This window comes from Citrobacter farmeri, assembly GCF_019048065.1.
Lineage (GTDB): Bacteria > Pseudomonadota > Gammaproteobacteria > Enterobacterales > Enterobacteriaceae > Citrobacter_A > Citrobacter_A farmeri.
Genome location: NZ_CP077291.1, coordinates 4,088,480 through 4,112,787, shown reverse-complemented (window position 1 = coordinate 4,112,787; position 24,308 = coordinate 4,088,480). Strand labels below are relative to the sequence as shown.

General features: G+C 54.8%; 27 protein-coding genes and 1 tRNA gene. 15 read left to right on the top strand and 13 right to left on the bottom strand.

Going from position 1 to position 24,308, the window contains the following annotated elements:
• Positions 1 to 4: 4 nt before the first annotated feature.
• From I6L53_RS19270 to I6L53_RS19255, 4 genes are read left to right on the top strand one after another with little or no spacing between them, the layout of a single operon-like run.
• Positions 5 to 913, top strand: a complete 909-nt coding sequence (locus tag I6L53_RS19270) for a baseplate assembly protein (protein ID WP_042325390.1) — start codon at positions 5 to 7, stop codon at positions 911 to 913.
• Positions 906 to 1,514, top strand: a complete 609-nt coding sequence (locus I6L53_RS19265; protein ID WP_042325392.1) for a phage tail protein I — start codon at positions 906 to 908, stop codon at positions 1,512 to 1,514. Before I6L53_RS19270 ends, I6L53_RS19265 begins: the two co-directional genes overlap by 8 nt.
• Complete coding sequence (locus tag I6L53_RS19260) at positions 1,511 to 2,461, top strand: phage tail protein (RefSeq protein ID WP_247751667.1); 951 nt, start codon at positions 1,511 to 1,513, stop codon at positions 2,459 to 2,461. Before I6L53_RS19265 ends, I6L53_RS19260 begins: the two co-directional genes overlap by 4 nt.
• A 1-nt stretch (position 2,462) precedes the next feature.
• Entirely contained in the window at positions 2,463 to 2,885 is a 423-nt protein-coding gene (locus tag I6L53_RS19255; protein ID WP_052425435.1) for a tail fiber assembly protein, read from the top strand.
• On the opposite strand, the gene I6L53_RS19250 is transcribed toward I6L53_RS19255, so the two are convergent.
• Together I6L53_RS19250 and I6L53_RS23850 are read right to left on the bottom strand one after the other, a co-directional pair.
• Complete coding sequence (locus I6L53_RS19250) at positions 2,857 to 3,288, bottom strand: tail fiber assembly protein (RefSeq protein ID WP_042326298.1); 432 nt, start codon at positions 3,286 to 3,288, stop codon at positions 2,857 to 2,859. The genes I6L53_RS19255 and I6L53_RS19250 overlap by 29 nt on opposite strands.
• Entirely contained in the window at positions 3,278 to 3,478 is a 201-nt protein-coding gene (locus I6L53_RS23850; RefSeq protein ID WP_420914405.1) for a gp53-like domain-containing protein, read from the bottom strand. Before I6L53_RS23850 ends, I6L53_RS19250 begins: the two co-directional genes overlap by 11 nt.
• A gap of 215 nt (positions 3,479 to 3,693) precedes the next feature.
• Between I6L53_RS23850 and I6L53_RS19245 the strand changes: the two genes are divergently transcribed.
• The 9 genes from I6L53_RS19245 to I6L53_RS19205 all read left to right on the top strand — a co-directional run bounded on the left by I6L53_RS19245 (position 3,694) and on the right by I6L53_RS19205 (position 10,997).
• Positions 3,694 to 4,248, top strand: coding sequence for a recombinase family protein (locus I6L53_RS19245; protein ID WP_042324340.1), 555 nt, complete (start codon positions 3,694 to 3,696; stop codon positions 4,246 to 4,248).
• Between the two features lie 97 nt (positions 4,249 to 4,345).
• Positions 4,346 to 5,524 (top strand): phage tail sheath protein, encoded by a 1,179-nt coding sequence (locus I6L53_RS19240; protein ID WP_042324338.1) that lies wholly within the window; start codon positions 4,346 to 4,348, stop codon positions 5,522 to 5,524.
• A 15-nt stretch (positions 5,525 to 5,539) separates the two neighbouring features.
• Entirely contained in the window at positions 5,540 to 6,058 is a 519-nt protein-coding gene (locus I6L53_RS19235; RefSeq protein WP_042324336.1) for a phage major tail tube protein, read from the top strand.
• A gap of 63 nt (positions 6,059 to 6,121) precedes the next feature.
• Entirely contained in the window at positions 6,122 to 6,457 is a 336-nt protein-coding gene (locus I6L53_RS19230) for a phage tail assembly protein (RefSeq protein ID WP_032448432.1), read from the top strand.
• A 32-nt stretch (positions 6,458 to 6,489) separates the two neighbouring features.
• Positions 6,490 to 6,609: a GpE family phage tail protein gene (locus I6L53_RS19225; RefSeq protein ID WP_001630833.1), complete on the top strand. Its 120-nt coding sequence runs from the start codon at positions 6,490 to 6,492 to the stop codon at positions 6,607 to 6,609.
• Complete coding sequence (locus tag I6L53_RS19220) at positions 6,602 to 9,046, top strand: phage tail tape measure protein (RefSeq protein WP_042324334.1); 2,445 nt, start codon at positions 6,602 to 6,604, stop codon at positions 9,044 to 9,046. Before I6L53_RS19225 ends, I6L53_RS19220 begins: the two co-directional genes overlap by 8 nt.
• A gap of 14 nt (positions 9,047 to 9,060) precedes the next feature.
• Entirely contained in the window at positions 9,061 to 9,546 is a 486-nt protein-coding gene (locus tag I6L53_RS19215; protein ID WP_042324331.1) for a phage tail protein, read from the top strand.
• Entirely contained in the window at positions 9,543 to 10,712 is a 1,170-nt protein-coding gene (locus I6L53_RS19210) for a phage late control D family protein (protein WP_072015754.1), read from the top strand. Before I6L53_RS19215 ends, I6L53_RS19210 begins: the two co-directional genes overlap by 4 nt.
• 66 nt (positions 10,713 to 10,778) lie before the next feature.
• Positions 10,779 to 10,997 (top strand): DNA-binding transcriptional regulator, encoded by a 219-nt coding sequence (locus I6L53_RS19205; protein ID WP_042324329.1) that lies wholly within the window; start codon positions 10,779 to 10,781, stop codon positions 10,995 to 10,997.
• A 157-nt stretch (positions 10,998 to 11,154) separates the two neighbouring features.
• Here I6L53_RS19205 and I6L53_RS19200 read toward each other — a convergent pair.
• Positions 11,155 to 11,230 (bottom strand) — tRNA-Ile (locus tag I6L53_RS19200).
• Positions 11,231 to 11,354: 124 nt separating this feature from the next.
• On the opposite strand from I6L53_RS19200, the gene mug reads away from it, so the two are divergent.
• Positions 11,355 to 11,861 carry a G/U mismatch-specific DNA glycosylase gene (gene mug / locus I6L53_RS19195; protein ID WP_042324328.1) on the top strand — a complete coding sequence of 169 codons (507 nt, stop codon included), beginning with the start codon at positions 11,355 to 11,357 and terminating at the stop codon, positions 11,859 to 11,861.
• A 30-nt stretch (positions 11,862 to 11,891) separates the two neighbouring features.
• On the opposite strand, the gene I6L53_RS19190 is transcribed toward mug, so the two are convergent.
• From I6L53_RS19190 to rpsU, 5 genes are all read right to left on the bottom strand, one after another.
• Positions 11,892 to 13,889, bottom strand: a complete 1,998-nt coding sequence (locus tag I6L53_RS19190) for a TonB-dependent receptor domain-containing protein (RefSeq protein WP_042324326.1) — start codon at positions 13,887 to 13,889, stop codon at positions 11,892 to 11,894.
• Positions 13,890 to 13,899: 10 nt separating this feature from the next.
• A complete protein-coding gene (gene yncE / locus I6L53_RS19185) occupies positions 13,900 to 14,949 on the bottom strand; it encodes a 7-bladed beta-propeller protein YncE (RefSeq protein WP_042324324.1) in 1,050 nt (349 codons plus the stop codon).
• 161 nt (positions 14,950 to 15,110) lie between these two features.
• Positions 15,111 to 16,958, bottom strand: coding sequence for an RNA polymerase sigma factor RpoD (gene rpoD, locus I6L53_RS19180; RefSeq protein ID WP_042324322.1), 1,848 nt, complete (start codon positions 16,956 to 16,958; stop codon positions 15,111 to 15,113).
• 170 nt (positions 16,959 to 17,128) lie between these two features.
• Positions 17,129 to 18,874, bottom strand: coding sequence for a DNA primase (dnaG, locus tag I6L53_RS19175; protein WP_042324320.1), 1,746 nt, complete (start codon positions 18,872 to 18,874; stop codon positions 17,129 to 17,131).
• A 115-nt stretch (positions 18,875 to 18,989) separates the two neighbouring features.
• On the bottom strand, positions 18,990 to 19,205 hold the full coding sequence (gene rpsU, locus I6L53_RS19170) for a 30S ribosomal protein S21 (RefSeq protein ID WP_001144069.1): 216 nt from the start codon (positions 19,203 to 19,205) through the stop codon (positions 18,990 to 18,992).
• A 227-nt stretch (positions 19,206 to 19,432) separates the two neighbouring features.
• On the opposite strand from rpsU, the gene tsaD reads away from it, so the two are divergent.
• Positions 19,433 to 20,446, top strand: coding sequence for a tRNA (adenosine(37)-N6)-threonylcarbamoyltransferase complex transferase subunit TsaD (gene tsaD / locus I6L53_RS19165; protein ID WP_042324318.1), 1,014 nt, complete (start codon positions 19,433 to 19,435; stop codon positions 20,444 to 20,446).
• A gap of 72 nt (positions 20,447 to 20,518) precedes the next feature.
• Here the strand turns inward: tsaD and ureG are convergent, their stop codons facing one another.
• From ureG to I6L53_RS19140, 5 genes are read right to left on the bottom strand one after another with little or no spacing between them, the layout of a single operon-like run.
• Positions 20,519 to 21,136 carry an urease accessory protein UreG gene (gene ureG / locus I6L53_RS19160; RefSeq protein WP_042324316.1) on the bottom strand — a complete coding sequence of 206 codons (618 nt, stop codon included), beginning with the start codon at positions 21,134 to 21,136 and terminating at the stop codon, positions 20,519 to 20,521.
• A gap of 9 nt (positions 21,137 to 21,145) precedes the next feature.
• On the bottom strand, positions 21,146 to 21,820 hold the full coding sequence (locus I6L53_RS19155; RefSeq protein ID WP_042324314.1) for an urease accessory protein UreF: 675 nt from the start codon (positions 21,818 to 21,820) through the stop codon (positions 21,146 to 21,148).
• The gene (ureE, locus tag I6L53_RS19150; protein WP_042324312.1) at positions 21,820 to 22,278 is read right to left on the bottom strand and encodes an urease accessory protein UreE; all 459 of its coding nucleotides are present in this window, start codon (positions 22,276 to 22,278) and stop codon (positions 21,820 to 21,822) included. Before ureE ends, I6L53_RS19155 begins: the two co-directional genes overlap by 1 nt.
• Before the next feature lie 9 nt (positions 22,279 to 22,287).
• Positions 22,288 to 23,991: an urease subunit alpha gene (ureC, locus tag I6L53_RS19145; RefSeq protein ID WP_042324310.1), complete on the bottom strand. Its 1,704-nt coding sequence runs from the start codon at positions 23,989 to 23,991 to the stop codon at positions 22,288 to 22,290.
• Positions 23,984 to 24,304: an urease subunit beta gene (locus I6L53_RS19140; protein ID WP_042324308.1), complete on the bottom strand. Its 321-nt coding sequence runs from the start codon at positions 24,302 to 24,304 to the stop codon at positions 23,984 to 23,986. The genes ureC and I6L53_RS19140 overlap by 8 nt, the downstream gene beginning before the upstream one ends.
• Positions 24,305 to 24,308: the final 4 nt, after the last annotated feature.

Here is a 24,308-nt window from a genome sequence, read left to right as displayed (position 1 = left end):
CACTATGGCAACCGTTGACTTGAGTCAGTTACCCGTTCCCGATGTGGTTGAGGAACTGGACTATGAAAACATCCTTGCGGAACGCATTGCGACGCTGATTTCGCTCTATCCCGAAGACCAGCAGGAGGCCGTTGCCCGGACGCTGACGCTTGAGTCAGAGCCGATTGTTAAGCTGCTGCAGGAAAATGCCTACCGTGAAGTTATCTGGCGTCAACGGGTGAACGAAGCCGCGCAGGCGGTAACGCTGGCCTATTCCGCCGGTAACGACCTCGACGTCGTGGCCGGGAACAACAATACCGAGCGCCTGACCATCACCCCGGCGGATGACACCACCATCCCGCCGACGCCTGCCGTTATGGAATCAGATACCGACCTGCGTCTGCGCACGCAACAGGCATTTGAGGGCTTGAGCGTGGCGGGGCCGGTCGGAGCATATGAGTATCACGGTCGCAGCGCCGACGGGAGGGTCGCTGACGTTTCGGTCGCAAGCCCGTCGCCAGCCTGCGTGACGATTACGGTGTTATCCCGAGAGGGTGACGGAACCGCCAGCCCTGATTTACTGGCGATTGTTGATAAAGCGCTGAATGCCGAAGATGTGCGTCCGGTGGCCGACCGGGTGACCGTCCAGTCAGCCGAGATTGTGCCGTACCAGATTGACGCAACACTCTATGTTTACCCAGGCCCCGAGTCTGAGCCCATCAGGCAGGCATCAGAGCAGAAGCTGCAGAGCTACATCAGTGCGCAGCACCGACTCGGGCGAGATATTCGCCTGTCAGCCATTTATGCGGCGCTGCATGTTGAAGGGGTGCAGCGCGTCGAGCTGGCATCGCCGCAGGCCGATATTGTGCTGAGTAAGTCGCAGGCGTCGAACTGCACCGAGTACCAGATAACTATCGGGGGTTCGGATGAGTGACCGGCTGTTACCCGTTGGCTCATCACCGCTGGAGGTTGCTGCCGCTGCCGCGCTCTCTGAGATTCAGCGCGTGCCGATACTGCTGCGCACCCTCTGGAACTGGCGCACCTGTCCGGTAAACCTGCTGCCGTATCTGGCGTGGGCGCTGTCGGTCGACCGGTGGGATGAGAAGTGGCCGGAGGCGACAAAACGCAGCGTCTGTGCGTCCTCGTTTTTCGTCCATCAGCACAAAGGCACCATCAGCGCATTGCGTCGGGTGGTTGAGCCGCTCGGTTTTCTGATTGAGGTGCGCGAGTGGTGGCAGCTCGACGAGGAGCCAGGCACATTCCGCCTTGTTGTCGGCGTGCTCGACAGTGGCATCACTGACGAAATGTATCAGGAGCTTGAGCGCCTGATTGAAGATGCCAAACCAGCAAGTCGTCACCTGACCGGGCTGGCTATCAGCCTGAACTCAACCGGCGAGCTGTATGTCGGCGCGGGATGTTACGACGGCGACGCGCTGACTGTTTACCCCTACACCCCCGAGGAAATTGTCGTCGGCGGTGAATATTACCCGGCCTCGGCCATCCATTTGATTGATAACCTGAGAGTGAACGCATGACCGCAAAATATTTTGCCATTCTGACCAATCAGGGCGCGGCGCGGCTGGCGAACGCGGCGGCACTCGGTACTAAGCTGAACCTGACGCAGATGGCGGTCGGTGACGCGAATGGTACGTTGCCGACCCCTGACCCGGCGCAGACGAAGCTCATCAACCAGAAGCGCATCGCGCCGCTGAACCTGCTGACCGTTGACCCGGACAATACCAGCCAGATTATCGCAGAACAGATTATTCCCGAGAATGAGGGAGGTTTCTGGATCCGCGAGATTGGTCTCTACGATGACGACGGCATCCTGATTGCCGTGGCGAACTGCCCGGAGACCTACAAGCCGCAACTGCAGGAGGGGAGCGGCCGCACGCAAACCATTCGCATGATTCTGATTGTGTCGAGCACATCGTCAATCACCCTGAAAATCGACCCGTCGGTTGTGCTGGCAACTCGTAAGTATGTCGACGATAAGGTTATCGAGGTGAAAACCTATGCTGATGACCTGATGAAAAAGCATGTCAATGTTGATAATCCGCATACGCAATACCCGCTGATTGAGAATGCACTAAAAGAAATGGCCGATGCCGGATTGGTGGCCGAGGTTCTCAAAAACCTTCAATTGGGAGAAGCGGCAAAACGGGATGTGGGAATCGGTGAAAACGAGATACCTGATATGAGCAATTTCGCTTTCGGTAATAATTGGCTGAAACTCCCATCGGGGCATATCGTTCAGGCATTTAATGCAAATTTTGACTCAAATGGCGCATATGTGAATTTCCCTGTTCCCTTTTTAAAAGAAGTTATCGCGGTAGTGCCAGGAGTGATGATATCGACCACGGCGGCAACCGTTGGGCAGTTTGCAGGAATATCTTACGACAATATCAGCCTGACCCGATTTTATGCGAAATACAATATCGGCAGCGCTAACCGTTCTTTCTTCATCGCCATAGGAAAATAAAATGTACTTATTTTCGCCTACGACATTAGGGTTTTATCCATCAGAAATGAAGGATGAATACCAGAGATACGGAAATTTACCAGCGGATGTTATCGAGGTCTCTGATTCTGTCAGAGATAAATATAATTTCGGTGCTCCAGAAGGAAAGCAATTGGGGTGCAAAAACGGTCACCCAGCATGGGTAGATATTTCACCTCTGACACGTGAAGAACGGATTGCTGCTGCTGAGCAAGTTCGCCAGCAATTGCTGGCTCATGCTGATATAACCATGCTCGACTGGCGTACAGAATTAATGCTGGGAGAAATCAGCGACGCCAACAAAGCAACATTGTCGGCGTGGCTGGCATATAAAAACGATGTGAAATCGGTTGATGTGACAACCGACCCTGAGCATGTTAGCTGGCCTGTTCCCCCGGAGGTGTAGGCCATACGGGTTTTGCCGTATCGACACGCATCAGCAAGACCCGGTATTTTTTCCATTCAGAAAGCGCGGCGGTTTCCTCATCCGTCGCGATACCGGCATCAACCGCATCCTGTCGCCAGGCGATTTCAGAGTCCGCTTGAGCCTTTAAGCTTAATTTTCTGGCTTCTACGACCGCCACTATATCCTCATTTGTTGGGGGAGGAACATCCCCCCATGCGGGTTGTCCATTCTCTCCGCAAATACGTATTTTCCCTTCCGGTGGCGTCTGAGTAAATTTCAAAAAAATATCCTCATCAACACCGATCAGGTCATCGGGTAACGTTCCTGCCGCTTCATAGTTCTCCAGCAAATCAGCAGGATAAAAACTGTTCTCCGACGAGCTATAAAAAAATTTAGTATCCAATTGAGATTGCTCCGCATGAAGTTGATGTTGAGGTCGTGGACGCGAATAAAGTTACTGATTGCCTTGTCTCGTATTTAACTGACACTCCGAGATTTTGAGCGGCAACGGTTGAGCCGGTGTAGGGCACCGCCACCAACAACTGGTTAGGAAAAGGGATCGGGAATGACAAAAGAGCGGAACTATTACCCATCAATGGCCCGGCGTTAGCCCACTGTACAATTAACCCGCCGGGGAACTTCATATACCCATTACTCGCAAGACTACACAAAAAACTATCCATGTCCGGGATCTGATTTGCGCCGGTTCCGACATCCCGTCTTGCCGCTTCTCCCAATTGAACGTTTTTGAAAATGCATATTTATCAGTCTGATGGCATGATTTCTCATTTTAACGGAATGAAAAACCATGCTTATTGGGTATGTGCGCGTATCAACAAATGACCAGAACACGGCTTTGCAACGTGATGCGCTTGAGCGCTCAGGATGTGAGCTTATTTTTGAAGATAAAATCAGCGGAAAATCAACAAACAGACCAGGATTGAACCGGGCGCTCAGGCGACTTAATCAGGGCGACACACTCGTTGTGTGGAAGCTCGACAGGCTTGGACGTAGCATGCGGCACCTTGTTTCAATGACTGAGGAGCTTCGCCAGCGAGGTGTTAATTTTCGAAGCCTTACCGACAGTATTGACACTTCGACACCGATGGGGCGTTTTTTCTTTCATATCATGGGGGCTCTCGCAGAAATGGAACGCGAACTGATTGTCGAGAGGACTCGCGCCGGGCTGGCTGCAGCTCGCGCTCAGGGGCGAATTGGAGGAAGACGACCAAAGTTAACGATGGATGAGTGGGCTCAGGCTGGTCGGTTGATTGCTGCCGGAGAATCACGCAAACGTGTAGCACTGATTTTTGATGTTGGAGTATCTACGCTGTACAAGAAATTTCCCGCGTCGACGAACTGACTGTCGTTGTGCCAACCCTTAGCGAACGATGACAAATAGCCCATTATCAGACCTGACGGGACAATAACACTCGCCCACTAACCACGGAGTTAACCGGATGAGTGATTTTCACCACGGCGTGCAGGTGCTCGAAATTAACGACGGCACCCGCGTCATTTCCACTGTTGCAACCGCAATTGTCGGCATGGTTTGTACGGCCAGCGATGCGGATGCCGCGACATTTCCCCTCAATGAGCCGGTACTGATTACCAATGTGCAGAGCGCCATTGCGAAAGCCGGTAAAAAAGGCACGCTGTCTGCTTCCCTGCAGGCTATCGCCGACCAGTCAAAACCCGTCACTGTAGTCGTACGCGTTGCCGAAGGTACCGGAGAGGACGCGGAAGCGCAGACTATTTCCAACGTCATCGGCGGCACTGATGAGAATGGTAAATACACTGGCATTAAGGCGCTGTTGACTGCCGAAGCGGTCACCGGTGTTAAGCCGCGCATTCTCGGTGTGCCGGGTCTCGATACGCAAGAGGTGGCGGTCGCACTTGCGTCAGCCGCTATCAAACTACGCGCATTTTGTTATGTCAGTGCGTGGGGCTGTAAAACCATTTCCGAGGCGATGGCCTATCGCGAGAATTTCAGCCAGCGCGAACTGATGGTCATCTGGCCTGACTTCCTCGCATGGGATACCACCGCGAACGCCACCGCGACGGCATACGCCACCGCTCGCGCACTCGGTCTGCGTGCCTACATCGACCAGACTATCGGCTGGCACAAAACGCTGTCTAACGTCGGCGTGCAGGGTGTCACCGGCATCAGTGCGTCAGTCTTCTGGGATTTGCAGGCATCCGGCACCGATGCTGACCTGCTCAACGAGGCAGGGGTCACGACTCTGGTGCGTAAGGATGGTTTCCGCTTCTGGGGTAACCGCACCTGCTCTGATGACCCGCTTTTTCTGTTTGAGAACTACACCCGTACCGCGCAGGTGCTGGCCGACACAATGGCTGAGGCGCACATGTGGGCGGTCGATAAACCCATCACCGCATCGCTTATCCGTGACATTGTCGACGGTATTAACGCCAAATTCCGCGAGCTGAAATCAAATGGCTACATCGTGGACGGTGAATGCTGGTTCGACGAGGAATCGAACGATAAGGAAACCCTCAAGGCCGGAAAACTGTATATCGACTACGACTATACGCCGGTTCCCCCACTGGAAAGCCTGACCCTGCGCCAGCGTATCACCGATAAATATCTGGTGAATCTGGCCGAATCGGTCAACAGCTAAGGAGCCTGAGACAACATGGCACTACCCCGCAAACTCAAATATCTGAACATGTTCAATGATGGCCTCAGCTACATGGGCGTTGTTGAATCCGTGACGCTGCCGAAGCTGACCCGCAAGCTCGAAAACTATCGCGGTGGCGGCATGAATGGCGCGGCACCGATTGACCTCGGCCTCGACGACGATGCACTCACCGTCGAGTGGGCTGTCGGTGGTCTGCCTGATGTGGCGCTGTGGGCTCAGTACGCCGCGCCGGGTGCTGATGCCGTGCCGCTGCGCTTTGCTGGCTCTTACCAGCGCGACGACACCGGCGAAATCGTGGCGGTCGAGGTGGTCATGCGTGGCCGTCATAAAGAAATCGACGGCGGCGAGAATAAGCAGGGTGAAAACACCTCGACCAAACTGTCGACCATTTGCACCTATTACCGCCTCACGATTGATGGTAGCGACATCATCGAAATCGACACCGTCAACATGGTCGAGAAGGTGAACGGCGTCGACCGTCTGGAACAGCACCGCCGCGCAATCGGGCTGTAATTCCCTGACCGGTCAGCATTGCTGTCCGGTTATTAACTCCCTTTCAGAGCAGAGAAAAACATCATGGCAAAAGCACCACGCAAAACCGCTGAATTTGTTGATACGGCTGGCAATGAAATTGACACCGTAAACCCGAACGTCGTGACCCTCGACAAGCCGATTAAGCGCGCCGGTCAGACGATTGATAAAGTCACCCTGATTGAGCCGAACGCCGGTACCCTGCGAGGCGTCAGTCTGGCGGCGGTTGCGCAGTCCGAAGTCGATGCGCTGATTAAAGTGCTGCCCCGCATGACTTATCCCGCGCTAACGGCACAGGAACTAACCGCGATGAACCTGCCCGATATGCTGTCGCTGGCCGCTAAGGTGATTGGTTTTTTGTCACCGGCTTCGGCGGAATAGACTTTCCGACTGACCTGTCGACCGATGACCTGATGGCGGATATCGCAGTGATATTCCACTGGTCGCCATCAGAGCTCTATTCCCTGAGCCTGACAGAGCTCATCACATGGCGCGAAAAGGCGCTGCAGCGTAGCGGAAACCACAATGAGTAATAACCTGAGGCTTGAGGTTTTGCTGAAAGCGGTCGACCAGGCGACCAGACCGCTTAAATCTATCCAGACCGCGAGTAAATCCCTGTCGGGTGATATTCGCGACACACAAAAAGGGCTGCGTGACCTGAATGGTCAGGCGTCAAAAATCGACGGCTTTCGTAAGGCAAGCGCGCAACTGGCCGTGACCAGTCAGTCGCTTGAGAAAGCGAAACGCGAGGCCGGTGAGCTGGCCGTGCAGTTTAAAAACACCACCAGTCCGACCCGCGCGCAGGCGCAGGCACTCGATGCGGCAAAGCGTGCCGCCTCTGAGCTGCAGACGAAATACAACGGCCTGAGAACGTCGGTACAGCGTCAGCGCTCTGAGCTGATGCAGGCCGGTATCAATACCCGTACCCTCTCTGCCGATGAGCGTCGGCTCAAAACCTCCATCAGTGAAACGACGGCGCAGCTTAACCGTCAGCGTGAGGCACTGGCACGCGTCAGTGCGCAGCAGGCGAAATTAAGCCGGGTGAAAGCCCGATACCAGTCAGGCAAGGAGCTTGCCGGTAACATGGCAGCAGCAGGTGCTGCCGGGGTCGGTATCGCGACGGCGGGAACGATGGCCGGGGCTAAATTACTGATGCCCGGTTACGACTTTGCGCAGAAAAATTCCGAGCTGCAGGCTGTGCTCGGGGTCGATAAGCAGTCGCCAGAAATGCAGGCGTTACGCAAACAGGCGCGCCAGCTCGGCGACAACACTGCCGCCTCTGCCGACGATGCTGCCAGTGCGCAGATTATTATCGCAAAAGGTGGTGGTGATGCCGCCGCTATTCAGGCAACAACGCCAGTCACGCTGAATATGGCGCTTGCTAACCGTCGCACAATGGAAGAAAACGCCGCGTTACTGATGGGGATGCGCTCCGCGTTTCAGCTATCCAATGACAAGGTTGCGCATATTGGCGACGTGCTGTCTACGGTGATGAATAAAACCGCTGCCGACTTTGACGGCCTCAGTGATGCGATGACCTATGCCGCACCGGTGGCAAAAAATGCCGGTGTCAGCATTGAAGAAACTGCCGCAATGGTGGGCGCTCTGCATGATGCAAAAATCACAGGCTCGATGGCCGGTACCGGGAGCCGTGCAGTATTAAGTCGCCTGCAGGCTCCGACTGGCAAGGCATGGGATGCCCTCAAAGAGTTGGGCGTCAAAACCTCAGACAGCAAAGGCAATACGCGTCCGATATTTACCATCTTGAAAGAAATGCAGGCCAGCTTTAAGCGCAACAATCTCGGCACCGGGCAGCAGGCCGAATACATGAAAACGATATTCGGCGAGGAAGCCAGCTCATCGGCTAATGTGCTGATGGCGGCTGCGGCCAGCGGCAAGCTCGACCAGCTAACCGCCGCGCTGAAAGCGTCAGACGGTAAAACCGGGGAACTGGTTAAGGTTATGCAGGATAACCTCGGCGGCGACTTTAAAGAGTTCCAATCGGCTTATGAGGCTGTCGGTACCGACCTTTTTGACCAGCAAGAGGGCTCGCTGCGTAAACTCACCCAAACCGCCACACAATACGTGTTAAAGCTCGACGGCTGGATCCAGAAAAACAAAGGTCTGGCGACAACTATCGGCATTATTGCCGGTGGCGCGCTGGCACTGATTGGTGTCATCGGCGGCATTGGCCTCGTTGCGTGGCCGGTTGTTATGGGTATTAATGCCATTATTGCCGCTGCTGGCTTGTTGGGGACGGTCTTTACTGTCACAGGTGGTGCCATTGTGACGGCACTGGGCGCGATTACCTGGCCGATTCTGGCCGTCGGTGCGGCGATTGTGGCCGGGGCGCTACTCATCCGCAAATACTGGGAACCCATTAGCGCATTTTTCTCAGGGTTGATTGAGGGCATCATGAGTGCCTTTGCACCTGTCGGGGAAATGTTCGCTCCACTGGCACCTATTTTTGACGGCATCGGTGAGAAGCTGCGCGGAGTCTGGCAATGGTTTAAAGACCTGATTGCACCGGTCAAGGCCACGCAGGAGACGCTTGATAGCTGCAAAAATGTCGGCGTTATTTTTGGTCAGGCACTGGCCTCGGCCTTGATGGCTCCGCTCAATGTTTTTAACAAGCTGCGCAGCGGTGTCAACTGGCTTCTCGAAAAGCTCGGCATCATCAACAAAGAGTCGGACAGTCTCGACCAGACCGCCGCCAAAACCAACGCCGCCACGCAGGGTAATTCCTACATTCCGGCTACCAGCACCTATGGCGGTTATCAGGCTTACCAGCCCGTTACCGCACCGGCGGGACGCTCTTATATCGACCAGAGTAAAAGCGAATACAACATCAATCTGCCGGGTGGCGTTTCGCCGGGGCATCAACTCGACCGACAGTTACGTGACACGCTCGAACAGGTTGAGCGTGATAAACGCGCCCGTCAGCGTGCCAGTATGACCCACGACTACTGAGGAGGAATAAAACGATGATGCTTGCGCTTGGAATGTTCGTGTTTGAACGCCGCACCATGCCTTATCAGTCGATGCAACACTCGAAGGATTACCGCTGGGCGTCCAATGACCGGGTAGGTAAACCGCCTGCGTATCAGTTTCTCGGCGAGGGCGAAAACGCGATCCAGCTTGCCGGTACGCTTTACCCTGCTATTACCGGCGGTCGTATATCACTGCTGGCTGTTGAGTTGATGGCCGACGAGGGCAGAGCGTGGCCGCTGATTGAGGGAACCGGCAATATCTTCGGGATGTATATCGTCGATAAGTTGTCGACTACGCATACCGAGTTTTTCAGCGACGGCGCGGCCAGAAAGATTGATTTCACCCTTTCGCTGAAACGGGTCGACGAATCACTGACGGCAATGTTTGGCGACCTGAATAAGCAGGCAAGCGAGCTTCTAGGCTCTGCCGGTAATCTCACTGATAAGCTGCAGGGTGCGCTCGGGGGGCTGACAGCATGATAACGGGTATGACTATTGATGCCGGTACCAGCCTTTCACCGGCGTTTATGCTGACACTGAACAGCCAGGACATTACCAGTAATTTTAGTGACCGGCTGATTTCTCTCACCATGACCGACAACCGGGGTTTTGAGGCTGACCAGCTCGACATTGAGCTCGACGACACCGATGGAAAAGTCGAGCTACCCATGCGCGGGGCGGTGCTGACGCTGTGGCTTGGCTGGCAGGATTCGGCGCTTCTGAATAAGGGCGATTTCACGGTCGATGAGATTGAGCATCGGGGTGCGCCTGATACCCTGACCATTCGCGCGCGTAGTGCAGACTTTCGCGGAACGCTCAATTCACGGCGTGAAGAATCGTGGCACGACACCACCCTCGGTGAGCTGGTCAGCACCATTGCAAAGCGCAATAAACTGACGGCCAGTGTCGCGGATTCACTGAAAAAAATACCGGTACCGCATATCGACCAATCGCAGGAGTCCGACGCCGTATTTCTGACCCGGCTGGCTGACCGCAATGGGGCGGCGGTGTCAGTGAAAGCGGGTAAACTCCTGTTTCTGAAAGCCGGTAGTGCAATGACGGCCAGCGGCAAACCCGTCCCGCAAATGACCCTGACCCGCAGCGATGGCGACCGTCATCAGTTTGCCATTGCTGACCGTGGGGCTTACACCGGCGTAACAGCAAAATGGTTGCACACCAAAGACCCGAAGCTGCAAAAGCAGAAAGTAACGCTGAAACGTAAGCCAAAAGAGAAGCACCTGCGCGCACTGGAGCACCCGAAAGCAAAGCCGGTTAGCAAAAAGACAAAGGCCAAAAAAGAGCCGGAGGCGCGCGAGGGCGAGTATATGGCCGGTGAGGCCGATAACGTGCTGGCGCTGACGACGGTCTACGCTTCCAAGGCGCAGGCGATGCGCGCAGCTCAGGCAAAGTGGGATAAGCTGCAGCGAGGCGTTGCGGAGTTTTCAATTACGCTGGCGCTTGGTAGGGCTGATTTATTCCCTGAAACACCGGTGCGCGTGTCGGGCTTTAAGCGTGTCATAGACGAGCAATCATGGTTAATCAGTAAGGTAACTCACAATCTAAATAATAGCGGCTTCACGACGGGCTTAGAGCTTGAGGTTAAGCTATCTGATGTGGAGTACAGTGCAGAATCAAATGATGAATAAAATATATTCACAAAAAGTGAATTGGTGATTATCATTGATTCACGAATTGAGAATAAGGGGTGGGTTATGTTTCATTGTCCGAAGTGCCATCATGCTGCACATGCGCGAACAAGCCGCTATCTAACTGAAAATACGAAAGAGCGCTACCACCAGTGCCAGAACATCAACTGTAGTTGTACATTTATGACAATGGAAACGATAGAGCGCTTTATTGTTACTCCGGGATCCATCGACCCGGCACCGCCGCACCCGGCTGTCGGTGGTCAGCGGCCATTGTGGCTCTGATAAATTTTCGCTAAATGCCCGCCGCGTGCGGGTTTTTTTATGCCTTCAGCAAAGTGACGGTAAAAAATTCACCGCCATTCTATCGCCACTCAAAAATGAGGTGACAAAAAAGCCACTCTTTTGAGTGGCTTAATTATATGATTTTAAAACTAAAGTTTGGTGGCCCCTGCTGGACTTGAACCAGCGACCAAGCGATTATGAGTCGCCTGCTCTAACCACTGAGCTAAGGGGCCGTGGCGGTGAATTATAAAGTAACTCCCCGTAGCGATCCAGCCATTCACACCTGCCTGCTGTTTTTATAAACAACGCATAATCAATCCGTTATACTTCCCGGAAGTTGGATCGATCGGAGTAAACATGATCAACGATATTTTGGCCCCTGGTCTGCGGGTGGTGTTTTGCGGAATTAATCCGGGGAAGTCCTCGGCACACACCGGTTTTCACTTTGCCCATCCGGGAAATCGCTTCTGGAAGATTATCCATCAGGCGGGGTTTACTGACAGGTTGCTGAAGCCCGAAGAAGAGCAACACCTTCTGGATACGCGCTGCGGGATCACTATGTTGGTCGAGCGTCCGACGGTGCAGGCAACGGAGGTAAATCTGCATGAACTGCGTAGCGGCGGGCGGGAGTTGATCAAGAAAATAGACGATTATCAGCCGGCTGCTCTGGCAATCCTTGGTAAGCAGGCCTACGAGCAGGCGTTCAGTCAGCGTGGAACGAAGTGGGGCAAGCAGAGCATCATGATTGGCGTTACGCAGGTGTGGGTGTTGCCGAATCCGAGTGGATTGAACAGAGCGACGCTGGACAAGCTGGTTGAAGCGTATCGTGAACTCGATGAGGCGCTGATCGTCCGCGGATTGTAACTGCCGGAGCGTGACGCTCCGGCATAACCCTTAAAACTCGAATCGAGCCCCCATGTTGTAGCGGCGTCCTTCCAGAATTGAAGACTGGTTATAGGACGTTTTGTAAATCGGGTTTACATCGAACAGGTTATAAACCCCCGCCATCAGCGTGATGCTCTTATTGAGATGATAACGAGCGCCTAAATCGACCAGCGCATAGGCCTCGGTTGAGGTCGATTTACCGGTGTTTGGCGTATTGCTGCGCCAGCTGGTTGTGGTCCACAGCTCCAGGTCATTGAGCGCATTCCACGTCAGTGACAGGTTGGCCATACTGCTCGGGAATTCGTTCAGCGCCTCTCCCTTATACTGACCGCTTTTTTGCTCGCTATGGGTGTACGTATAGTTTGCGTTAGCCTTCAGTGCTGGTGTGACCTGCCAGTCGCCGTTCAACTCCAGACCATAGATTTCCGCATCGCTGACGTTGAAATACTGGGAAACCTCTTCAGCTTCATAACCGTTGTAAATACACTTCTGCGTGGCAGTTGCGGTACAGATGGTGTAGTCGCTGATCTTGTCTTTAAATTTGGTGAAGAACACGGTGGCATCCAGTGCCAGCGCATCCTGTTGCCAGTAGACGCCCAGCTCGGTGTTAACGCTCTGTTCTGGCTTCAGGTCATCGTTACCGATCCCTATATAGGAATAAGGATAGGAGCCATAGACGCTGGTGAAGCCTTCGTTGTTCTCACGCAGGTCTGGCTTTTTATAGCCCGCCGATACACCGCCTTTCAGCGCCCAGCTTTCATCAATCGTCCAGTTCCCGTAGAGCTTCGGTGTCACGTGGTAGCCAAAGTAGCTATCGTGGTCGAGGCGTGCCGAAGTGGTTAGAGTGAAGTCCGGTACCATCATCCACGCGTCTTCGGCGAACACGGCCCAGCCGTTGCGGTTGATTTCGCTGACCGGGGTGATCCCCGGGACCTCTTTGTCTGCGATACCGAACGTATCATCCAGCTCATTGCGGGTGAAGTTGATCCCAAGCGTCAGCTTATGATCGCCAAGGGTAAAGGTGTTCGCGCTGTTGGCCTCATAGTTTCGCTGCTTGATAAACTGCGAACTCATGCCCGGAACGCGGTATTCGGTTTTGGCGTTTTCGTAGCTGATGAAGTTCTTCACTTCCAATAGGTCATCGCCGTACCACGCGTGCTGGGATAGAGATGCGGCGTCCCTGTCAAAGTCCCATTGCCAGGCTTTATCGTTGTGTGATTTTACCTGATGTCCTTTGACGACGTTCAAATCCCACAGCTGAGTGTCGGTCGGCGCCATATTAATAGTGGCGTCCAGGTTGCCAGCCTGGTGCTTAACAAAGCGCTCATCGTTCTTGCTGTCGTCGTCACGGCGATCAAGGTAATCTGCTGCCACGCTCACGCCAACTTTGCCTGGAATGAGCGGTCCCATCAAAAAGACATTGGTCTGGTTGGTATTACCGTACTCACTTTTTTCCTGAAGGAAGTAGTTATCCTCCAGCACCCCGGTCCATTTATCCAGGTTGTAGCCTTTCTTAGTGATGACGTTAACTACGCCGCCAATGGAATCGGAACCATACAGGGAGGACATCGGCCCACGGATCACCTCGATGCGCTCGATAGCAGCAAGCGGCGGCAGGAAAGCCGCTTCGGTGCCGATATGGTGGCCGTAAGGGCGGGACTCGCGGGTCCCTTGTTTGATGCCGTTGACCATGTAGGAGGTATACGTTGAGTCCATGCCGCGCATCTGCACATCACCTGTGGCAAGGCTCCCGTTACCATTCCCCACTAATACACCGGGCATCTCACGAAGCGCTTCAGTCACGTTCTGGTTAGAACGGGTATTCAGCTCTTTCTCGCCGATAACGGAAATGGTTGCAGGCGCCTCGCGACGCTCCTGGGCGAAACCGGTGGCGGTGACCACAAGCTGATCTTCATTAGCAGGGGTTGTCTCCTCGGCGAAAACGGCCGCAGGAAGGCTGGTGAAGGCAAGCGAAATCGCCAGCGCCGTACGTGTCTGGTTAATCACAACGCAATCCTCAGAATTGGGTTAAATCGAGTTTGAGTACATAGTCAGCCTGGGGGACTTTTTCATCCAGCTTCACGCTGACATAGAGCGTTTTGTTGTCAGGAGAAAGCACCATACTGTTTGGCATAGCGGCCGTTTTGATGGTGTGCTTCAGGTTGTATGTGCTGGCATCGATAACGCTTATCTGACGGGCATTGCGATGGGTGACGTACACTTCGTTACGCGCCGGGTTGTAGACGGCGGCAATGGAGTTTGGTGTTGGAACGCGATGAACTAACTTACCGGCATCGAGCTGAACAACCAGCACGTCAGCGGTGTTGGTATCAGCGATAAAACCTACGCCTTTGGAGGTGTTCAGGGCGATATTCAGGAAGTAATGTTTTGCTTCAGACGGGTCAACCTGCACGCGGGAAATAACCTGCGACGTTTTGCCATCCAGGGTGATCAGCTCGCCTTTCCCGGTCACGGCGTAAACCTTGTCGCCTGCTTCGTCAACGGCAAAGCCGACCGGATCCATTCCTTTCAGGGTTTGTGCAAGCGTCTGGTTTTGCGTGTCGACAACCCACAGTGTGCCTTTGCCTTCACTACCAATACCAGAAACATAGAGCCGCTGATGTTTCTTATCGAGGACCACTTCACGGACATGAGCCTGATTCTCTGAATCGGCAAGCTGAAGGGTTTTCACTTCTTTGTGAGTACGAGTGTCCAGCAGGGTCACTGAGCCATCCAGCGCATTACCCAACCAGAGAATATGATTTTGCTCATCCAGGGCGACGGCAAAGGGGCGGCGCTGGGTGGCGATCCGCGTGTTAATTTTCAGGGAGTCGGCTGCGAGCTGAAAAACGACCCCGGCTGTTTTGTCCTTATCGAAAGAGGGGGCGGAAGCAGCATAAACCGCGTTTTTGCCAGCGTCATAGGCCAGCTCGTAAACGCCGTGTCCAAGCGGTTGGGAAGGGAACTGATCTTCAGAGAAGTCCTTTGCGAAGGCTGAGACTGTGTAAAATGCCAGAGATATCGCGAGCGCGCAGAGGGATTTTTGCATTAATATTTTAATAGTCATGTAATTTTTCTTTACAGTAGTTTACGAAAAGAAAAAATGATAATGAAAATAAATATCATTTGCAATTGGGTGTGCGGGCGATTTACCCTACCAATTTTCGTACTTTGCGGAAAATTCCAAAAAAAAAGCTCCCCGGAGGGAGCTTTATTATCGAGGACTGATTAGTCGTCCAGGAAGCTACGCAGCACTTCAGAGCGGCTAGGATGGCGCAGTTTACGCAGCGCCTTCGCTTCGATCTGACGAATACGTTCGCGGGTAACGTCAAATTGTTTACCCACTTCTTCCAGCGTGTGGTCGGTGTTCATATCGATACCGAAACGCATACGCAGGACTTTCGCTTCACGGGCGGTCAGGCCTGCCAACACGTCATGCGTTGCCGCACGCAGGCTTTCCGTTGTGGCAGAATCCAGCGGCAGCTCGAGGGTGGTATCCTCGATGAAATCACCCAGATGCGAATCTTCATCGTCACCGATCGGGGTTTCCATGGAGATCGGCTCTTTGGCGATCTTCAGCACTTTACGGATCTTGTCTTCCGGCATCAGCATGCGTTCAGCCAGTTCTTCTGGCGTCGGCTCGCGACCCATCTCTTGCAGCATCTGGCGGGAGATACGGTTGAGCTTGTTGATCGTCTCAATCATATGCACCGGAATACGGATGGTGCGCGCCTGATCCGCGATAGAGCGGGTGATCGCCTGACGGATCCACCAGGTTGCATAGGTGGAGAACTTGTAACCACGACGGTATTCAAACTTATCGACCGCTTTCATCAGACCAATGTTGCCTTCCTGGATCAGATCCAGGAACTGCAAACCACGGTTGGTGTATTTTTTGGCGATAGAGATAACCAGACGTAAGTTTGCTTCAACCATCTCTTTCTTCGCACGACGCGCTTTCGCTTCGCCGATGGACATGCGACGGTTGATATCTTTTACCTGCTCGATAGTCAGGCCGGTTTCTTCTTCAATCTGACGCAGTTTCTGCAGGCCACGGTGAACGTCATCCGCCACATCGTGCAGTTTTTCGGACCATGGCTTGTTCATCGCGATAGCCGCGTTGAACCAGGTTTCGCTGGTTTCATTGCCGGTGAACAGGGTGATGAAGTTTTTCTTCGGCATTTTGCACTGCTCAACGCAGAGCTTCATGATCAGACGTTCCTGGGTACGAACCCTGTCCATCATGACGCGCATACTGTTCACGAGGTAGTCAAACTGCTTCGGTACCAGACGGAACTGCTTGAACACTTCAGACAGCTTCAGGATCTCAGCCTGGGCATCGGCGTGGCTACGACCTTTCGCTTTAATAGTGTCACGCGTGACTTCGTACTGTGTACGCAGTTCGCCGAACTTCTCGCGCGCCAGCTCAGGATCGATGCTGTTGTCGTCATCGCTGCTGTCGTCGTCGCTGTCTTCTTCGTCTTCGTCCTCATCGTCATCCATGTCTTCCTGAGATAACTCAGAGCCAACGTGAGTGGCGGTAGGGGCCAAATCTTCTTCCGCGTTCGGATCGACAAAACCGGTGATCAAATCGGACAGACGGGCTTCTTCAGCTTCAACGCGATCGTATTGCTCAAGCAGATAGGTAATGGCTTCAGGATATTCAGCAACGGAGCACTGAACCTGGTTGATCCCGTCCTCAATGCGTTTCGCAATATCGATTTCGCCTTCGCGGGTCAACAGTTCAACGGTACCCATTTCACGCATGTACATGCGAACCGGGTCGGTGGTACGACCGATTTCAGACTCTACGCTGGACAGAACTTGCGCAGCCGCTTCTTCCGCGTCTTCGTCGGTACTGGTGGTGTTTTCGGCAAGCAGCAGATCATCGGCATCCGGCGCTTCTTCCATCACCTGAATACCCATGTCGTTGATCATTTGGATGATATCTTCGATCTGATCTGAATCGACGATATCTTCCGGCAGATGGTCATTGACCTCGGCATAGGTCAGATAGCCTTGCTCCTTACCACGGGTGACAAGAAGCTTCAGCTGTGACTGCGGGTTTTGCTCCATAAGACGGTATCCACACTTAATTCGTTTGATTAGAGTCAGCAAGCCGTTGCTGCCAACATTTAAAGCGAGGGCGTACTTATATTTGTGCCGCTGCCTCTCAGTGCGGCTGTCGGGGGCTTCCCGATCGCTATTCGGCACTTAAGCCGTTAAATACTTTTGTCTGTTTCAATTCATTTCTTCGCCAGTTCCTGGTTCAGCGTCCAGAGCTCCCGGCGTTCTTCGCTGCTTAAACCGTGTGTGCGCTCGCGAGCGATTAGCTCTTCCTGGCGCAGCTCAAGCATCGAATCAAACATATGGTTGAGTGAGTCGGTGAAGGTTTTTTCAGCAATATCCTTATCTGCTATATCGTCCCACATCGACAATTTTTCAAGGGTGGCCGCATCATTTGTGCCACGATAGTGTTCTAAAAGCTGTCCGGTGGTTAGTCCTGGCTGGGACAAACAAGTGTTGACCAGTTCTGTGAATAAGCCAAGCCCAGGCAGCCTGTTCTGGTCCAGACCGCTTAACGGTGGCACCAGCGGCGCCAGTTCCGGATTTTGCACCAGCAGTCCTATCAGTATACGCATGGTCGTGCGTTTTAGCTGCGGAGCGGGTCGGGAAGCCCCACTTTCGGACAATTTTGGCATTAATCGTTCAAGCTGGCTGTCATCCAGAATGCCGAGCTTGTTGCCTAACTCCTGCCGCAGATAAATGCGTAATGTTTCACCCGGAACCTGCGTGATGAGCGGCAGCGCCAGCGTACTCAACTGCGCGCGCCCGTCCGGAGTGCTCAGGTCCACCTGTGGCAGCAGGCTATTAAACAAAAACGCGGAGAGTGGCAGGGCCTGCTCCATCCGGGCTTCGAATGCCTCTTTCCCCTCTTTACGCACCAGCGTGTCGGGGTCTTCGCCATCAGGTAAAAACATAAAGCGTAACTGACGACCATCCGTCATGTACGGCAGTGCGGTTTCCAGTGCGCGCCAGGCAGCATCTCGTCCTGCACGGTCACCGTCATAACAGCAAATGACGTTGTTCGTGGCGCGGAACAGGAGCTGGATGTGATCGGCCGTCGTTGAGGTGCCCAGCGAAGCCACAGCATAGTTAATGCCATATTGCGCCAGCGCCACCACATCCATATAACCTTCCACCACTAACAGACGTGGCGGATTGGCGTTATCCTGTTGCGCTTCATAAAGGCCATATAACTGGCGGCCTTTATGAAAAATATCGGTTTCCGGGGAGTTGAGGTACTTTGGCAACGCATCGCCCAGCACACGACCGCCAAAACCTATCACCCGACCACGCTTGTCGCGAATGGGAAACATCACCCGTTCGCGGAAGCGATCGTAACTGCGTCCCTGATCGTTGGTGACCAACATGCCTGCATCCACCAGTGACTGGCGATTTTCGCTATTGCCGCCAAACCGTTTCAGGACGTTGTCCCAACCGGGGGGCGCAAAGCCAATAGCAAAACGCGCGATCACTTCACTACTGAGTCCTCGCTTTTCCAGATACTGGCGCGCAGGGGTAGCGGCGGGTTGTATCAGAGATTGCTGATAAAACGTGTTCAGGCCATCCATCAATTGATAAAGGCTTTGCCGTTGATGGCGCTCAATCTGAGTGGGGCCTGTACCTGCTTCAAACGGGACATCAAGGTTATGCATAGCCGCCAGTTCTTCGACGGTTTCCACGAACTCGAGCTTGTCGTAGTTCATCAGGAAGTCGATAGCGTTGCCGTGCGCACCGCATCCAAAGCAGTGATAAAACTGTTTCTCACCGTTCACGGTGAAAGAAGGGGTCTTTTCGTTATGGAACGGACAGCACGCGTGATAATTCTTGCCCTGCTTTTTCAGCTTTACCCGCGCGTCGATGAGATCGACGATGTCGGTTCTTGCCAGCAGGTCATTGATAAATACGCGAGGTATTCGTCCAGCCATAAGCCCCTGTTTTTTCTGATGACTATAAACGAAAATAAGCCGCGCATTCCTTTCGGAAGCACGGCCTTACAACTACAACTCGGTCTGAATCGAGAGCCTCAGCCCCCGACAGAGATTAGTACAGACGAGTGCGGCGTGCGTTTTCGCGAGCCAGTTTCTTCGCGTGACGTTTCACAGCAGAAGCTTTAGCGCGTTTGCGTTCGGTAGTCGGTTTTTCATAGAACTCACGACGACGAACTTCCGCCAGAACGCCTGCTTTCTCGCAGGAACGCTTGAAGCGACGCAGTGCTACGTCGAACGGCTCGTTTTCACGTACTTTAATTACCGGCATGTAACTCTCACCTTTGATAAATTCGGTTTGCCGCTGGCATCAGCGCCAGCTTATTTCAAAATGGTGCGGAATTTTACTGCAATTGCTGCTGCTTTGTAAAGCACCGATGCGATTTTGAAAGGGACTTTTATAAGGGGGGAGAGTATACACGAAATCGGGCGCGAGGGTATACATCTACCCGCATTCGACCTACACTGCGCGGTAATAACGTGAGGTAGAAACAAGTCATGCGTGTACTGGGAATTGAAACATCCTGCGATGAAACCGGCATCGCCATTTACGACGACGAAAAAGGTCTGTTAGCCAACCAATTGTATAGTCAGGTGAAATTACACGCTGACTACGGCGGGGTCGTACCTGAACTGGCCTCCCGCGATCATGTCCGCAAAACGGTGCCGCTGATCCAGGCGGCGCTGAAAGAGGCGGGGCTGAGTGCGAAAGAGATTGATGCGGTGGCGTATACCGCAGGACCGGGGCTGGTCGGCGCGCTGCTCGTCGGCGCAACCGTTGGACGTTCGCTGGCGTTTGCATGGAATGTGCCCGCCATCCCTGTACACCATATGGAAGGACATCTGCTGGCACCCATGCTGGAAGATAACCCGCCAGAATTCCCCTTTGTGGCGCTGTTGGTCTCGGGAGGGCATACCCAGCTTATCAGCGTGACGGGCGTTGGGCAGTATGCGTTGCTCGGTGAATCGATTGACGACGCAGCCGGTGAAGCATTCGATAAAACTGCCAAGCTGCTGGGGCTCGACTATCCAGGCGGTCCGATGTTGTCGAAAATGGCATCGCAGGGCACCGCCGGGCGTTTTGTCTTTCCGCGGCCGATGACCGATCGTCCGGGGCTGGATTTCAGCTTCTCCGGGTTGAAAACCTTCGCGGCGAATACGATTCGCAATAACGGCGACGATGATCAAACTCGTGCCGATATCGCCCGGGCATTTGAGGACGCGGTGGTGGATACGCTAATGATCAAGTGCAAACGTGCGCTGGATCAGACCGGTTTTACGCGTCTGGTGATGGCGGGCGGCGTCAGCGCCAACCGCACGCTGCGGGCGAAGCTGGCGGAGATGATGCAAAAACGTCGTGGCGACGTGTTCTATGCCCGCCCTGAGTTTTGTACCGATAACGGGGCGATGATTGCCTATGCCGGTATGGTGCGCTTTAAAGCGGGTGCCACGGCGGATCTCGGCGTGACCGTACGTCCGCGCTGGCCGTTGGCGGAGCTGCCTGCGGCATAAGCGCTTTCTTTCCGGCCCGGTGGCGCTGCGCTTTCCGGGCCGACAAAACCGTAGACCCGGCAAGACACCGCATTACACCCGCAACATTCCTCTGTCTTCCAGAAACGCAATAATTGTCGCCAGACCGTCACCCGATTTTAAATTGGTAAACGTCCACGGGCGCTCGCCACGCATGCGCAGCGTGTCGCGTTCCATGACCTCCAGCGACGCGCCCACATAGGGGGCGAGATCGGTTTTGTTGATGACCAGGAAATCCGATTTGGTGATCCCCGGTCCGCCTTTGCGCGGGATCTTTTCCCCTTCGGCCACGTCGATCACGTAGATCGTCAGATCCGCCAGTTCCGGGCTGAAGGTGGCGCTCAGGTTGTCGCCGCCGCTTTCGACAAAAATCAGATCCAGATTGCCGAATTTTTCGCTTAACGCTTCCACCGCGGCCAGATTCATCGAGGCATCTTCGCGAATGGCGGTGTGCGGACAGCCGCCGGTTTCTACGCCGACAATGCGTTCCGGTGCCAGCGCGCCAGCTTCGGTGAGAATGCGCTGATCCTCTTTGGTGTAGATATCGTTGGTGACTACCGCCAGTTGCCAGCGGTCGCGCATCGCTTTGCATAACGCTTCCAGTAGGGCGGTTTTACCGGAACCGACCGGGCCGCCTACGCCAACGCGCAGGGGATGTTTGTACTCACTCATTGTTTCTCCTCAGGAGCGAAATAAACGGCAATATTGGGTTTCATGGCGAGCAGAGGCGATGGCTGCCAGCGGCGTCGCGGAGCCCAGCCGGTCGTCCGGGCACGCCAGCGCCTGCGCCATGCCCTCAGCATACTGCGAGCAAAGCGTAATAATCAGCCGCTGGGCCGCCTGCTGGCCAAATGGCACCAGTTTGACACCGGCCATCACCGCACTCTCAATCCAACTGTATCCGAACGTTAAGGCCAGGTCGGGCAGCGGAATGCGCCACTGCACGCCCAGCCAGGCCATACCGCAGAGCTGACTGTCGGCAAAGAGCGTGCGCCATGTCTGCGGGCACTCTGGATGCCAGTCCACAACCAGTCGGGTGAACGCCGCCCCCCGGCTGCGCTCTTCTTCCCGCAGCTCGCGGGTTTCCCGACAGGCCAGCAGATACGCCGTCCAGCGTCGCGCGGCGTTAATATCATCCTGCTCGCAAGCGTGGTACAGCCGGGCGAACAGCGGCAGGTCGACGGTGAAAACGTTATTCTCCATCTGCCGGGACTGCCAGTGCGCAAACGCGTCCACGCTGTTCACCCAGCCGGTTTCTACCGCCCACTCGAGCCCCTGGGACCAGGTAAAGGAGCCCACCGGCAGGCTGCTGCTGGCGAGTTGTAGTAGACGCAACTGCTGCTGTGCATTACGCATCAGTGCGCATGGCTGTGGTGATGGCCGTGGGATTCACTGGCATACGCCCCGGCCTCGGGTTCAAACGGCAGATGCGCAAACGTCACCTGCAGACTGAACTGGCGCAGCATCGTGTCCAGCACATGATCGTGGTGATAGCGCAGTTCGTCCGGCAGAATTTGCAGCGGAACGTGGCGGTTGCCGAGGTGATAACAGGCTTTCGCGAGCAGGAACGGATCGGCACAGCGCACCACCGACACCGCCTCGCTGGCGGCGATAATTTCCACCACTTCAGCACCGTCCTCCGTGCTAAGGCAATCGCCGCCGCGCAGTAGCAGGCCACGGGGCAGCATCAGCCCCGCTTCGCGCCCGTCATTGAGTTGTACTTTCGCCCGACTCTTCACGCGGATGTCAATCGGCAGCGTCAGCGTGGCGGTGATCTGCGCTGGGGTGTCAACGCGTTGTGTCAATAACAGCATCTCAGCTCCTCAAAATAAAAAGTAACGCTGCGCCATCGGCAGAACGTCAGCGGGTTCGCTGGTGATGAGTTCGCCGTCGATACGGACCTCATAGGTCTGGGCATCCACGGTGATATTGGGTTGCAGGCTGTTGTGGATCATGTCGGCTTTTTTCACCGTCCGGCAGCCTTTCACCACGGCGGTTTGGCTTTGCAAATTGAGTCGTTGCGCGACGCCGTTTTCCACAGACGCCTGCGAAAGAAAAGTCAGTCGGGAGTGATGACGCGCCGCGCCGAGCGCCCCAAACATCAGGCGATAATGCACCGGCTGCGGCGTGGGGATGGAGGCATTGATGTCACCCATCGGCGCGCAGGCGATCATACCGCCCTTAACGATTGTGGCTGGCTTCACGCCGAAAAAGGCGGGAGACCAGAGCACCAGGTCCGCCAGTTTCCCGGCCTCAATGGAACCCACTTCGTGCGCGATACCGTGGGTCAGCGCCGGGTTAATGGTGTACTTGGCGATATAACGCTTCACGCGCAGATTATCGTTATCACCCGTTTCTTCCGCTAACGGGCCGCGTTGCACCTTCATCCGGTGCGCCACTTGCCAGGTGCGCAGGATCACTTCCCCCACGCGTCCCATTGCTTGTGAGTCTGACGAGGTAAGCGAAAACGCGCCAATGTCATGCAACACGTCTTCGGCGGCGATGGTCTCCCGACGGATCCGTGATTCGGCAAAGGCAACATCCTCGGCGATATCGGGATCCAGGTGGTGGCAGACCATCAGCATGTCGAGATGCTCATCAATGGTGTTGACGGTATAGGGCAGCGTCGGGTTGGTGGAGGAGGGAAGAATATTGGCATGCGCGCAGGCGGTGATGATATCGGGAGCATGCCCGCCGCCGGCCCCTTCGGTGTGAAAGGTGTGAATGGTGCGATCGCCAATCGCTGCCAGCGTATCTTCGACAAAGCCCGATTCGTTCAGGGTATCGCTGTGCAGCGCTACCTGAATGTCCATCTCATCGGCTACGGTCAACGCGCAGTCGATAGCCGCAGGCGTCGCGCCCCAGTCTTCGTGGATTTTCAGGCCGATAGCACCGGCGGCAATCTGCTCGCGCAGCGCATCGGGATGGGAGCCATTGCCTTTGCCCAGCAGGCCGATATTAACGGGTAACGTGTCCGCCGCCTGTAGCATCCGGGCGATATACCACGGCCCTGGCGTGCAGGTGGTGGCGTTGGTGCCAGCAGCCGGTCCGGTGCCGCCGCCAATCATTGTCGTCACGCCGGAGACCAGCGCCTCTTCCGCCTGTTGCGGACAGATCCAGTGAATATGGGTATCCACGCCGCCCGCCGTCACGATCTTGCCTTCGCCGGCGATCGCTTCGGTGGCGACGCCGATGGGGATCGTCACGTCAGGCTGAATATCCGGATTCCCGGCTTTGCCAATCGCAAAGATCCTGCCGTCTTTAATGCCAATATCCGCTTTGACGATCCCCCAGTGATCGACAATCAGCGCATTGGTGATCACCAGATCCACGCATTCCTGAGACGGCATTTGCCCCTGGCCCATGCCGTCGCGGATCACTTTACCGCCACCGAATTTCACCTCTTCACCATAGGTGGTTAAGTCATTTTCCACTTCGATCCACAGATCCGTGTCCGCCAGACGCACTTTATCGCCGATGGTTGGCCCGAACATGTCGGCGTAAGCCTGCCGGGAAATTTCAGCCATGCTTCACCTCCAGTTCACCCATGACGTCGCCGCGAAAGCCAAAAATACGCTGTGCGCCCGCCACGCGTACCAGTTCGACCTCCCGCTTTTGCCCCGGCTCAAAACGTACCGCTGTCCCCGCCGGAATATTCAGACGAAAGCCCAGCGCAGATTCGCGGGCAAAGCGGAGCGCCGGGTTGACCTCGTAAAAGTGGTAGTGCGATCCCACCTGGACAGGGCGATCGCCATGGTTCTCCACCACGATCGTGCGCGTATCGCGCCCTGCATTGATCGCGATATTGCCTGCCGCGATCCGGTATTCACCTGGAATCATGGTT